Origin of the sequence: Pseudomonas sp. LF-5 (genome assembly GCF_037626295.1) — a bacterium.
GTDB lineage: Bacteria > Pseudomonadota > Gammaproteobacteria > Pseudomonadales > Pseudomonadaceae > Aquipseudomonas > Aquipseudomonas monsensis.
In genome coordinates, this window is sequence record NZ_JARKMT010000009.1 from 165,832 (window position 1) to 177,478 (window position 11,647).

General features: G+C 59.0%; 12 protein-coding genes. 5 read left to right on the plus strand and 7 right to left on the minus strand.

Translation table 11 applies throughout. The features are described 5' to 3' along the window. Positions 1 to 173 precede the first annotated feature (173 nt). Positions 174 to 644, minus strand: a complete 471-nt coding sequence (locus PseuLF5_RS22420; RefSeq protein ID WP_123467217.1) for a Dps family protein — start codon at positions 642 to 644, stop codon at positions 174 to 176. Between the two features lie 313 nt (positions 645 to 957). Between PseuLF5_RS22420 and PseuLF5_RS22425 the strand changes: the two genes are divergently transcribed. Next, positions 958 to 1,560, plus strand: coding sequence for a cold-shock protein (locus PseuLF5_RS22425; RefSeq protein ID WP_123467219.1), 603 nt, complete (start codon positions 958 to 960; stop codon positions 1,558 to 1,560). Between the two features lie 72 nt (positions 1,561 to 1,632). Here the strand turns inward: PseuLF5_RS22425 and PseuLF5_RS22430 are convergent, their stop codons facing one another. Both PseuLF5_RS22430 and PseuLF5_RS22435 read right to left on the minus strand, forming a co-directional pair. After that, on the minus strand, positions 1,633 to 1,839 hold the full coding sequence (locus PseuLF5_RS22430; RefSeq protein ID WP_123467221.1) for a SlyX family protein: 207 nt from the start codon (positions 1,837 to 1,839) through the stop codon (positions 1,633 to 1,635). A gap of 3 nt (positions 1,840 to 1,842) precedes the next feature. Further along, positions 1,843 to 2,268, minus strand: a complete 426-nt coding sequence (locus PseuLF5_RS22435; RefSeq protein WP_123467222.1) for an HIT family protein — start codon at positions 2,266 to 2,268, stop codon at positions 1,843 to 1,845. 893 nt (positions 2,269 to 3,161) lie between these two features. On the opposite strand from PseuLF5_RS22435, the gene PseuLF5_RS22440 reads away from it, so the two are divergent. After that, complete coding sequence (locus tag PseuLF5_RS22440; RefSeq protein ID WP_150774433.1) at positions 3,162 to 4,508, plus strand: OprD family porin; 1,347 nt, start codon at positions 3,162 to 3,164, stop codon at positions 4,506 to 4,508. A gap of 119 nt (positions 4,509 to 4,627) precedes the next feature. On the opposite strand, the gene PseuLF5_RS22445 is transcribed toward PseuLF5_RS22440, so the two are convergent. Next, positions 4,628 to 5,470, minus strand: coding sequence for a mechanosensitive ion channel family protein (locus PseuLF5_RS22445; protein ID WP_123467226.1), 843 nt, complete (start codon positions 5,468 to 5,470; stop codon positions 4,628 to 4,630). 139 nt (positions 5,471 to 5,609) lie between these two features. Next, on the minus strand, positions 5,610 to 6,095 hold the full coding sequence (locus PseuLF5_RS22450; RefSeq protein ID WP_003227548.1) for a YajQ family cyclic di-GMP-binding protein: 486 nt from the start codon (positions 6,093 to 6,095) through the stop codon (positions 5,610 to 5,612). A 140-nt stretch (positions 6,096 to 6,235) separates the two neighbouring features. On the opposite strand from PseuLF5_RS22450, the gene PseuLF5_RS22455 reads away from it, so the two are divergent. Genes PseuLF5_RS22455 through PseuLF5_RS22465 form a run of 3 tightly spaced genes read left to right on the plus strand, consistent with a single transcriptional unit; the run spans position 6,236 to position 9,823 of the window. Next, the gene (locus PseuLF5_RS22455; RefSeq protein ID WP_340134774.1) at positions 6,236 to 7,153 is read left to right on the plus strand and encodes a putative 2-dehydropantoate 2-reductase; all 918 of its coding nucleotides are present in this window, start codon (positions 6,236 to 6,238) and stop codon (positions 7,151 to 7,153) included. Between the two features lie 45 nt (positions 7,154 to 7,198). Beyond that, positions 7,199 to 9,235: a sensor histidine kinase gene (locus PseuLF5_RS22460; RefSeq protein WP_123467230.1), complete on the plus strand. Its 2,037-nt coding sequence runs from the start codon at positions 7,199 to 7,201 to the stop codon at positions 9,233 to 9,235. 3 nt (positions 9,236 to 9,238) lie between these two features. Further along, positions 9,239 to 9,823 carry a cob(I)yrinic acid a,c-diamide adenosyltransferase gene (locus PseuLF5_RS22465; protein WP_340134775.1) on the plus strand — a complete coding sequence of 195 codons (585 nt, stop codon included), beginning with the start codon at positions 9,239 to 9,241 and terminating at the stop codon, positions 9,821 to 9,823. Between the two features lie 113 nt (positions 9,824 to 9,936). Here the strand turns inward: PseuLF5_RS22465 and PseuLF5_RS22470 are convergent, their stop codons facing one another. Both PseuLF5_RS22470 and PseuLF5_RS22475 read right to left on the minus strand, forming a co-directional pair. Next, on the minus strand, positions 9,937 to 10,884 hold the full coding sequence (locus PseuLF5_RS22470) for a Nudix family hydrolase (protein ID WP_267798965.1): 948 nt from the start codon (positions 10,882 to 10,884) through the stop codon (positions 9,937 to 9,939). Continuing rightward, positions 10,881 to 11,513 carry a glutathione S-transferase family protein gene (locus PseuLF5_RS22475; RefSeq protein WP_222832195.1) on the minus strand — a complete coding sequence of 211 codons (633 nt, stop codon included), beginning with the start codon at positions 11,511 to 11,513 and terminating at the stop codon, positions 10,881 to 10,883. The genes PseuLF5_RS22470 and PseuLF5_RS22475 overlap by 4 nt, the downstream gene beginning before the upstream one ends. Between the last annotated feature and the right edge of the window lie 134 nt (positions 11,514 to 11,647).

Here is an 11,647-nt window from a genome sequence, read left to right on the forward strand (position 1 = left end):
CTTTGTCATCTCTGCCTGTTGTGAAAGTCACTCCCTGTGGCCTTCATAAAAGCGCAGACGCAAAGTTATATCCAGATGACTTATTGACCATCAACGTAGGATAAGCCAACGACAGCAGTAAGATTGCGGACAGCGCGCGAGCAACCCTCAGGCCTGCCCGCGCGCGCCGTCGGTCAGGCCTCGAGCAAGGCGCGCAACATCCATGCAGTTTTCTCATGCACTTGCATGCGCTGGGTCAACAAGTCGGCCGTCGGCTCGTCGCTGACCTTGTCCAGCAGCGGGAAAATGCCGCGCGCGGTGCGGGTCACGGCTTCCTGCCCCTCGACCAGTTGTTTGATCATGGCCTCCGCGCTCGGGACACCCTCCTCCTCCTTGATAGAAGAAAGACGTGCGTAAGTGGCATAGGCGCCCGGTGCCGGGAACCCCAGGGCCCGGATACGCTCGGCGATCAAGTCCACGGCCAGCGCCAGTTCGTTGTATTGCTCTTCGAACATCAAATGCAGCGTACGGAACATGGGACCGGTCACGTTCCAGTGGAAGTTATGGGTTTTCAGATACAGCACGTAGGTGTCCGACAGCAGACGCGACAGCCCCTCAACGATGGACTTGCGATCCTCTTCACTGATACCGATATCGATTGCCATGTTTACCCCCTAACGGCGATTGAATTCATCCAACAGGTGCAGACCCACTCTAGCAAGGCTATTGACAGCCCGCAGCCCTGATCGGGTGCACAGCCTGCGACAAATCGACCGTCGCCATGCCGTCGGCCGGGCTGATTTGAGTAGCCGCAGGCTTTGCTGTTAAATAGGCAGTGTGTCGCCACGCCCCATTTTTCGGGGCGTGGCGCATAGGCTGATGCCGTGTACGTGCCTACCGCCTCTTTATTTTGTTCGAAGCGAACCGTGCGCCTTCAGCTCTTCCTTGTGAGCCGTCATAAAACGTGAGCCAATCAAAATGTTGAAAATCGTCCACCTGCTAATGGGCGCAGCGGCATTGCTGCTGTCGTTCATCCCTAGCTTGAAATCCGAAGCTGTTCCCTACCTGCAACAACCCGATGCACTTTACCTGGCCTTTTTCGGCCTGCTGAACCTGCTTCTCGCCCCAGTGATCCCGTACTGGAACAAGGGCCCGCGTCAGCATCTGCAAAACCTGGTCAGCGCGCTTCTGATCCTGACCGTCGTCCTGCAAACGCTGACCCTGATCGCGCCGATGCCTGTCATCGCCGGCCAGCCAGCCGTGCTGTTCAGCCTGGCGATTGCCCTGGTGGCCGTGATCCTGCACCTGGCCGTCAGCTTCTATAAGTCTTCACCTGCCGCCGCGCCAACCAGCTACGACATGAGCAACCGCGATACCGGCACCGTCAAGTGGTTCAACACTTCCAAAGGCTTCGGCTTTATCTCCCGGGATTCCGGCGATGATATTTTCGTGCACTTTCGCGCCATCCGTGGCGAAGGCCACCGCGTTCTGGTCGAAGGCCAGCGCGTGGAGTTCTCGGTGATGAACCGGGACAAGGGTCTGCAAGCCGAAGACGTGATCGCCGCTCTGCCGCGTCGCTGATCCAAAGCAAAAAAAACCGCGAACAGCCTGAGCTGTGCGCGGTTTTTTTATGCCTGGAGAAAAGCTCCCGGCTCAATAGTGTGGCGGCGGCGCCTCTTCCTCGAACGATTCGAACTGCCCGACCATCTCCTCCTGACGCTTGAGCAATGCGGCCATCTGCAATTGCAGCCGCTCGACTACCCGCTGCTGCGCCACCAGGACGTCGTTCAACGCCTGAATGGTGTCATCCTGAAAGGCCAGACGGCTTTCCAGATCGGTAACGCGTTGTTCCAGGCTCATGATTCAGCCCTCCAGAAACGTGAAATCTTCGGTCAGCACCAGGCGCAAGCGCTCGCGAATCGCGGCCACCTGCCCGGCGCTGTAAGGTCTGGCCGGGTGCTTGCCCCAGACCGGCGCCGGCCATGCGGCGTCGTCGCGCTTACGCACAATCACATGCATGTGCAACTGACTGACGACATTCCCCAGGGTCGCCACGTTCAGCTTGTCGGCGTCGAACGAATCCTTGAGCAACTCGGCCAGCGTGGTGGTTTCCTGCCACAGCTGCTGCTGGTCGGCGACATCCAACTGAAACAACTCGCTGATATCGTCGCGACGAGGCACCAGGATGAACCACGGGTAGTTGGCGTCATTGGACAGCAGCAGCCGGCACAGCGGAAAGTCACCGATGACCAGCGTGTCCTGTTGAAGTCGTGAATCTAAAGCAAACACTGCGCGCACTCCCGGCTGATCGACATTATTCAGCTTAGCGGCCCTTCTCGCGAAAGACGCACCAAGCGACAGGACGGCAGCATACCTGCGAATGCGCCGACCTTCACGAAGGCTGTGATCGCGAGCGCTGTGCCCGCCCCGGCATGGAACATTTATCGAGACCGCGCACCAGTACAGCACCCATATCGGTTTCAGAAGCAAGGAAATGACTGAAAAACCCTGATGTGCTCAGCCTCCAGCCCGATCTCAACTGTATGAATCCGGAACAGCAGTAAAAATTTTTGCACCAAAACCGCACAGTGCGTCTACGCTAAGTGCGTCGGGTATCCGCCAAATACTCACTGGCGGGGTGAACCGGTAACGTTTTTGGTTGTCACGCGCACTTTACGGTGCGGCAACACCATAGAAGGAAAGGCGTCAAGCAATGAAAAAATCGGGCTTGAAGCCTAGGTTTCACAAGGTTTTCACATGCTCAAGCGGGTGTTCAGAAAAATAACCGCAGCAAAATTGCGGTTTGTGCACGCTTGTTGCATTCATACCCATATGGACTATAAGCGCACCACTGGAAGTGGATGCCTTAAGCCCCATAAGAACAGTGGCAGGGTTGCCCGATGGAGATTCAAGTGTTTTGCCAGGGACTCTTTTTTACCGATGCAAAAAGGCCCATAAACAGCGAGAAAGTTGTCAGTCCGGCTGCGTCGGTACTGTGAATTTGCGACATCCACCACGCCATTTGCGACACCGTCGTAAAGATGCTGAAAGGTTGGATCAGCAAGTATCGCCAACATTGTCGGCGTGATATAAGTTTGCGCCGACACAAAAAGAAAGAGCCGCCCAGATAATAAAACAGGTGGGACGGCAGTACTCTTCTAAAACCAAAGGAGCAAATCACGATGCGCGTGATGAAGTGGAGCATGATCGCACTGGCAGTTGCTGCAGCAGCCAGTACTCAAGTGGCAACGGCCGCCCCGTTTGTAAGTGACCAGGCTGAAGCCAAAGGTTTTGTTGAAGACGCGAAGTTTGATGTGTTGCTGCGCAACTATTACTTCAACCGAGACAGAAAAGCCGGATCAAACGATCAGCGAGACTGGACTCAAGGTTTCCTGAGCAACTTCAGCTCCGGTTACACCCAAGGTACCGTCGGCGTGGGTGTTGATGCGTTCGGCTACCTGGGCATCAAACTGGATGGTGGCGATGGCACCACAGGTTCGGGCAACACCAGCCTCGACTCCCAAGGTCATGCCAACGACTCCCTCGGTAAAGCAGGCGCAGCGATCAAGGCCCGCATCTCCAAGACCGAGCTGAAATTCGGCGAGTTCCAGCCAAGCACCGCTCCAGTCTTCGCCGTTGGCGGCTCCCGTCTGATTCCTCAGACCGCAACCGGTTTCCAACTGCAAAGCAGCGAAATCGACAACCTGGATCTGGAAGCAGGCCACTTCTACTCGGCCTCCAGCCAGGACGAGATGAACAGCGATGGTGAGTTGCACTCGCAGTACTCCAGCACCGGTGAAAACCCTGTCACCGGCAAAACCATGGACTTTGCCGGTGGTAAATACGGCATCACCGAGAACCTGAGCGTCTCGCTCTACGGTTCGAAGTTCAAGGATATCTGGAACCAGTACTACAGCAACGTGAACCTCACCACCCCGATCAGTGGTGACACTTCGCTGAACACCGACTTCAATATCTACCGCACCACTGACAGTGGCGATTCCAAAGCCGGTGACATCAGCAACACCACGTTCTCTCTGGCAACTGCGCTCTCGTTCCTGAAAGCACACACCGTGACTCTGGCCTTCCAGAAGGTCAATGGTGATACGCCGTTCGACTACGTCGGCGTGGGTGACAACAACCGTGGTGGCGACTCGATCTTCCTGGCTAACTCCATCCAGTACTCCGACTTCAACGGCCCTAACGAAAAATCTGCACAGATTCGTTACGACCTGAAAATGGCCGAGTACGGCGTTCCGGGCCTGAGCTTCATGACCCGTTACGTAAAAGGTTGGGACATCGACGGCACCAAAATGGACGCCAGCAGCCCATACAACTCTTACGGTTACGGCGAAGATGGCAAGCATCACGAAACCAACCTTGAAGCCAAATACGTAGTTCAGGCCGGCCCTGCCAAAGACCTGTCCTTCCGTATTCGTCAAGCATGGCACCGTGGCAACGCCGACCAGGCTGAAGGCGATATCAACGAGTTCCGCCTGATCGTCGACTACCCACTGTCGATCTTGTAATCGCCAAACACTAGTTTGCGGTAACAACAAAAAGGCCCATCTTGCGATGGGCCTTTTTTATTACCTGTCACTTGCAATAGTTGCCTGACCGACAAGTCAGGCAATTAATTAGCAACCTATCATTGTGTTGCCGATTCCTGCACAACGCGGATCACGCGTTGCGGAAAAGGAATATCAATGCCGGCAGTCTTTAAACGATCACGCGACTGTTCGTTAAACATGAACAGCACATCCCAGTAGTCTGCGGTTTTCACCCAGACACGCAGGGATACAGTGATTGAACTGTCACCCAGTGTCGAAATCACGGCTTGCGGCGCAGGATCCTGCAGCACACGCTCATCTTTGGCCAGATCCAGCAGCACCTGACGGGCCTTTTGCAGATCGGCTTCGTAATCGACACCCACATCGAACACCACTTTGCGGGTTGGCTGACGATTGGTGTTGGTGATGATGCCGTTCGACAGGTTGCCATTCGGCACGATGATGGTCTTGTTGTCGCCGGTACGCAGCACGGTGTGGAAAATCTGGATGCTGTCGACCGTACCCGACACGCCCTGCGCTTCGATCCAGTCACCGATGCGGAACGGGCGGAACAGCAGAATCAGCACGCCGCCGGCGAAGTTCGCCAGGCTGCCTTGCAATGCCAGACCGATGGCCAGGCCCGCCGCACCAATCGCGGCAACGAACGAGGTGGTTTCAACACCGATCATCGAGGCCACGCTGACGATCAGCAACACCTTGAGAATGATGTTCGCCAGGCTGCTGATGAAGCCTTGCAGCGCTAGGTCAGCATTGCGCAGGGCCAGCAGACCGCCGAGCTTTTGCGTGACCTTGTTGATCAGCCACCAGCCGATCGCCAGGGTAATCACCGCCAGTAACACGCGGCTGCCGTATTCCATGATCATCGGAATCCACGCTTGGGATGCCTTGACCAGGTTGTCTACCTCAGCATTCAAATCCATCTTCTATCTCCTGATTTCCGGCTACCCGGCCTGTAAAAAATCAACGGCAGAAAGACTGAACCTGTTGGGGCTCAATCGTTTCTGCCGCTGCTGGGCCCTCGGACGTTGAAAACGCCGAGAGGTTCCCCGACCGGAAAGCTTAGTCGCGGAAATTGTTGAATTGCAGTGGCATGCCGAATTCCTTGGCACGCAGGGCCGCGATGGCTTCCTGCAGGTCGTCGCGCTTCTTGCCGGTAACACGCACCTGCTCGCCCTGGATGGCGGCCTGAACCTTGAGCTTGGCGTCCTTGATGTGCGCGACGATCTTCTTCGCCAGCTCCTTGTCGATGCCTTCCTTGAGGATGGCGTCCTGCTTCATCAGCTTGCCCGAGGCGTAAGCGTCTTTGACTTCCAGGCACTGCACATCAATCTTGCGCTTGGTCAGGGCCAGCTTCAGGATCTCGATCATCGCTTCCAGCTGGAACCCGGCTTCAGCGGTCAGGTTGACGGTCAGGTCCTTTTCCTTGAACTCGAAGCTGCCTTTGCCTTTCAGGTCATAACGACGATCGAGTTCCTTCACGGCGTTCTCGACCGCGTTGGTCAGCTCGTGTTTGTCCAGTTCGGATACCACGTCGAACGACGGCATGTAATCTCTCCAATAAAAAGGCGCGCCCGATGAGGATGGAGCGCGCTTGGCTTGCGGTTAAAATCGGGCTCATTATAACGGGTCTTTTCCCACCGATACGGCGAGCCTTGCATGCCAGTACCTTACCGAGTGAAAAACTGATGTCCACCCCCTGGCACGTTCTCGGCGCCGGCAGCCTCGGCACGCTATGGGCCACCCGCCTGGCCCGGGCGGGGCTGGCGGTGCGGCTGATCGTGCGTGATACCGAGCGTTTGCGCAGCTATAACGCAGCCGGCGGCCTGACGCTGGTCGAACACGGCGAAGCCAACACCTATGCCGTCCCCGCGCAAACGACCGACGACCCAGAGCCGATCCGCCGCCTGCTCGTGGCGTGCAAGGCATACGACGCCGAAAACGCCGTCGCCGGCCTCGCTTCACGCCTGACAGCCGACGCTGAACTGATCTTGCTGCAAAACGGCCTCGGCAGTCAGGACGCCGTCGCCAACCGCGTCCCGCAGGCACGCTGCATCAGCGCCTCGAGCACCGAAGGCGCCTTTCGCGACGGCGACTGGCGGGTGGTGTTTGCCGGTCACGGCTACACCTGGCTCGGCGACGTCGCGCATGCGGTGGCGCCGATCTGGCTGGATGATCTGGACGCGGCGAAAATCCCTCATGAGTGGAGCACCGATATCCTCACCCGGCTGTGGCGCAAGCTGGCGCTCAACTGTGCGATCAACCCGCTGACCGTGCTGCATGACTGCCGTAACGGTGGATTGCAGGCGCATCACTGTGAAGTCGCTATCCTGTGCGCGGAACTGACCGAGTTACTGCAGCGCTGCGGCCAACCGGCAGCGGCAGACAACCTGCAACAGGAAGTCGAGCGGGTGATCCTGGCCACCGCGGCCAATTACTCTTCGATGTATCAGGACGTGGCCAGCCGGCGCCGTACCGAAATCAGTTATCTATTGGGCCACGCCTGCAAAGTTGCCACGCGCCATCAACTGCACTTGCCCCATCTCAATCAGTTGCAAGTGCGCCTGGTCGCTCATCTGCACAGCCTTGGATTGCCCAGCGACTGAGCACCCGCTACGCTGACCGCTTGTTCCTTTGCTGCGATTACTCTGATGCCATTGCGCCAGCGCCTTGAAAACCTGCCGGTCGGCCAGAAACTGCTGGCCGCCCTGCTGGTGCTGTTGACCACTGTCCTGCTGGTTGCCAACCTGACGTTCATCAGTGCCGCCTACTACATCTCCCAGGAAAGCATGGCGCCGCAGGCACTGCAGACCATCGGCCGGCTGATTTCCAACCCCAGCCTGGTGTCACAAGCCCTGGAATCGCCGCAAAGCGCCGAGCGCCTGCTCAAGGAACTCGACAGCTATTCTCCACTGCGCGCCGCCGCGCTGTATGACGGCAAAGGCGAACGGCTCGCGCAGATGCAACGCGGCGACAAACTCAACTTGCCGGAACGTTACCGGCACATCGAAGCCTGGCAACTCACCGAGTTTCGCAGTAACCAGTTGATCACCCTGCCCCGCCCCGGTACCGCACCGGGCCATTTGCTACTGGTCGCGAGCAGCGAGCTGCCGATGGCGTTCTACACTGGCACGTTGACCGCGAGCCTCGGCATCCTGATCTTCAGTGTGCTGCTGTGGCTGGTGATTGCCCGGCAGATCAAACGCCTGATCACCCATCCGATTCATCAACTTGAAGAGTTGTCGCGCCAGGTGACCCGCGAGGAAAACTATGCCCTGCGCGCCTCACGGGGCAACCACGACGAAATCGGCAGCCTCGCGGAAGCGTTCAACACCATGCTGTCGCGCATCGAAGCCCGTGAGCAACAGCTCAAGCGTGCGCGCGATGACTCGCAAGCCGCCTACGATCAGGCGCAGGGGCTTGCCGAGGAAACCCGCCACACCAACCGCAAACTGGAACTGGAAGTCCAGGTGCGCAGCAAGATCGAGAAGAAGCTCACCGGCTTCCAGAATTACCTCAACAGCATCATCGACTCGATGCCCTCGGCACTGATCGCCCTCGACGAACAGCTTTATGTCACCCAGTGGAACCAGGAGGCCAGTGCGCTTTCCGGTACGCGCCTGGACGAAGCGCTGAACCAGCCGATCTTCCTCGCGTTCGAGCCACTCAAGCCATTTCTGCCACAACTCAAGCAGACTGTGGAAGAACACACCGTGGCGAAAATCGAGCGGGTGACCTGGTTCAAGGACGACGAACCCAAGCATTACGCCCTGACCTTCTACCCATTGATGGGCGGCGCCGGGCGTGGCGTGGTGATCCGTATCGACGACATCACCCAGCGCCTGTCGCTGGAAGAGATGATGGTGCAGTCGGAAAAAATGCTTTCGGTCGGTGGACTTGCCGCTGGCATGGCTCACGAAATCAACAACCCGCTGGGGGCGATCCTGCACAACGTGCAGAACATTCGTCGGCGGCTGTCGGCGGACCTGCCGAAGAACCTCGAAACCGCCGAGCAACTGGGCATCGATCTGGACACGGTCAATCGTTACTTGCAGGGCCGGGAGGTCCCGCAGTTGCTCGACGGCATTCAACAGGCCGGCGCACGGGCCGCGAAGATCGTCACCCATATGCTCAGCTTCAGCCGTCGCAGCACCCGGCAAATGGCGCCATGCGATCTGCCGGCGCTGATTGATCAGGCCGTGGAAATCGCCGGCAACGACTTCGACCTGGCCATCGGCTTCGACTTCAAGGGGCAAGCAATCATCCGTCAATTCGACCCGGCCCTCGGTCCGGTGCCAGGCACCGCCAACGAGCTGGAGCAAGTGTTGCTCAACCTGCTGAAAAACGCCGCGCAGGCCATTCACCAGCGCGAAGATGACAGCGAGCCCGGGCGGATCATCCTGCGCACCCGGCTCAATCCGCCGTGGGCCGAGATTCAGGTCGAAGACAACGGGATCGGCATGAGCGAGAGCGTGCGCAAACGCACGTTCGAGCCGTTCTTCACCACCAAGGAAATCGGCCAAGGCACGGGGCTGGGTTTGTCGGTGTCGTATTTCATCATCACCAACAACCACAAAGGCCAGATGGAAGTGCAATCGGCGCCCGGCCAGGGTACCTGCTTCACCCTGCGCCTGCCGCTGACGCAACCTGCGCCGATAGCGGCCGAAAACAATCAACTACCGAGGTAAAGCATGGGCTTTCGCTTGTCGAAGATTTACACCCGCACCGGCGACACAGGCGAAACTGGTCTGGGCGATGGACGTCGCGTGCCCAAGGATCATCCGCGGATCGAGGCGATTGGCGAAGTCGATACGCTGAACAGTCAGCTCGGCGTGCTGCTGGCCGGGTTGCTGGCCGAGCGCGAGGCCTGTCCGGGGCTGAATGAGCTGATCGAAGTGTTGGCGCCTTGTCAGCACCGGCTGTTCGATCTCGGCGGCGAGCTGGCGATGCCGGAATATCAGGCGTTGAATACGGCGGAAATCCAGCGTCTGGAAGCAGCGATTGATGCGTGGAATGAAGAATTGGGGCCGCTGGAGAACTTCATACTGCCCGGCGGTTCACTGCTGATTGCTCAGGCGCATGTGTGCCGGAGCCTGGCGCGCAGTGCCGAGCGCCGTTGTCAGCATTTGAATGCGCTTGAGCCGTTGGCCGGGGTCGGCCTGGCGTATATCAATCGGTTGTCGGATTTGTTGTTCGTCGCGGCCAGGTTGATTGCGCGGCGGCAGGGGATTGCGGAGATTTTGTGGCAGCCGGCGGTAAAACCTGCAGAAAAGTAGCGTCTGACAGGCCGCCTTCGCGAGCAAGCTCGCTCCCACAGTTGATTCGGTTCATCCAGTTGGAATGCAGTCAAATGTGGGAGCGAGCTTGCTCGCGAAGAGGCCAGCAGCCGTTACAGAGAATCCGGCCAGAACGCGCGAATCCCCGCCACGCCTTGTGCACCGACGCCCCAGGCTTTTTCGCGCTCAGCCGGGCCAACCCCACCCAACAGAAACACCGGCTTGCTGAAGCCGTCGATCAACGTCGACGCTTGCTCCCAGCCCAATGGCTGCGCATCCGGATGGGTCAAGGTCGGCTGCACCGGCGACAACGTGACGAAGTCCACGCCCATCTGCTCGGCCAGTGCCAGTTCTTCAGCGCTGTGGCACGACGCCGCCAGCCAGCGCTCCGCCGGCAACGGCCGCCCCGCCGCCGCGTATTTACGCAATTGCGCGGCCGTGATGTGCCAACCGGCGGACGGGAAATCGCCGAGCCACTCGAACGGCCCCTTGATCATCAACTGCGCCTTGCCGGCACACAGACCGGCCGCGTCCACCGCCAGATCGCGATACTTGGGGTCATAGCCGTTCGGTGCGCGCAACTGGATCAACTTGATCCCGCCGGCAATCGCTTTCTGGATGCCGCGTAACAAGGCCGGGGCTTCCAGGTCTTCCGGAGTGATCAAATAGTCGCCCGGTAAACGCGCCGCCGCGACGATCGGCTGATTGGCGGCGGGAAACTCATAGTCCACCAGCTCCTTCGCGGTGACCCAGGCCAGCGGCTGACCTTCGGCACCGTGGGGTTCGCCGCTGAAGCTCGACACTTCCCAGACATCCAGCAACACCTGCTTGTCGGGATAGTCGTGGTGAACCTTGATCAGTGGACGGGCAGCACCGACGACAATGCCCAACTCTTCGTGCAGCTCACGGGCCAGCGCGGTTTCCACCGACTCGTCGGCCTCGACCTTGCCGCCGGGAAACTCCCACAAGCCACCCTGATGCTGGGTGTCGGCACGGCGGGCGATGAGAACTTTGCCGCTGTCGTCACGAATGACGGCGGCGGCGACGTGTACGCGTTTCACGGATTCAACTCCTCCAGTCCAGCCTTTTGCCACGCCTTGAAGGCCGGCCATTGGTAGACGGTTTCAACATAGGCTTCGTCGGCCGCTGGCAGCTTGACCTGATAGGTGCGCAGGCGCACGGCAATCGGCGCGAAGAAGGCATCGGCCAGACTCACCCGACCAAACAGGTACGGCCCGCTCTCGGTGGCAGCAGCACGGCATTCGGCCCACAGCGCGAGCATGCGTTCGATATCGACCTTGACCTCTGGCGGCACCGGGTTCAACGGTGCGTCGTGGCTGAGGTTGAACGGCATGTGATTGCGCATGGCGAAGAAGCCGCTGTGCATTTGTGCGCAGGCGGATCGTGCCTGGGCGCGGGCGAATATATCTGTCGGCCAGAGTTGCTCGGACGGAAACTGCTCGGCGAGGTACTCGGCGATGGCTAATGAGTCAGCGATGGTGCCGCGCGAGGTTTGCAGCAGCGGGACCTTGGCGGTCGGCGAGTGCTTGAGCAGCAGCGCGCGGGTGTCGGGCTTGCCGAGTTTGATCAGTTCTTCGCTGTAGGGTGCGCCGGTCAGTTCAACGGCCAGGGCGGCGCGCAGGGACCAGGAGGAAAGCAGTTTGTCGCCGATGATCAGGTGCAGGGACATGGGTGTGGCGCCTTTTCGTCAGAGGAAGCTTCTAAACTTGTCGAGTCTGAACCATCGCTTTCGCGAGCAAGCTCGCTCCCACAGGTTCTTGGGTGTACACAGCATGTGTGAACGGCCGAAACCACTGTGGGAGC

Coding starts and splice junctions, on each gene's coding strand:
- PseuLF5_RS22420 (WP_123467217.1), bottom strand. CDS start 644: ATGGCAATCGATATCGGTATCAGTGAAGAGGATCGCAAGTCCATCGTT.
- PseuLF5_RS22425 (WP_123467219.1), top strand. CDS start 958: ATGTTGAAAATCGTCCACCTGCTAATGGGCGCAGCGGCATTGCTGCTG.
- PseuLF5_RS22430 (WP_123467221.1), bottom strand. CDS start 1,839: ATGAGCCTGGAACAACGCGTTACCGATCTGGAAAGCCGTCTGGCCTTT.
- PseuLF5_RS22440 (WP_150774433.1), top strand. CDS start 3,162: ATGCGCGTGATGAAGTGGAGCATGATCGCACTGGCAGTTGCTGCAGCA.
- PseuLF5_RS22445 (WP_123467226.1), bottom strand. CDS start 5,470: ATGGATTTGAATGCTGAGGTAGACAACCTGGTCAAGGCATCCCAAGCG.
- PseuLF5_RS22450 (WP_003227548.1), bottom strand. CDS start 6,095: ATGCCGTCGTTCGACGTGGTATCCGAACTGGACAAACACGAGCTGACC.
- PseuLF5_RS22455 (WP_340134774.1), top strand. CDS start 6,236: ATGTCCACCCCCTGGCACGTTCTCGGCGCCGGCAGCCTCGGCACGCTA.
- PseuLF5_RS22460 (WP_123467230.1), top strand. CDS start 7,199: ATGCCATTGCGCCAGCGCCTTGAAAACCTGCCGGTCGGCCAGAAACTG.
- PseuLF5_RS22465 (WP_340134775.1), top strand. CDS start 9,239: ATGGGCTTTCGCTTGTCGAAGATTTACACCCGCACCGGCGACACAGGC.
- PseuLF5_RS22475 (WP_222832195.1), bottom strand. CDS start 11,513: ATGTCCCTGCACCTGATCATCGGCGACAAACTGCTTTCCTCCTGGTCC.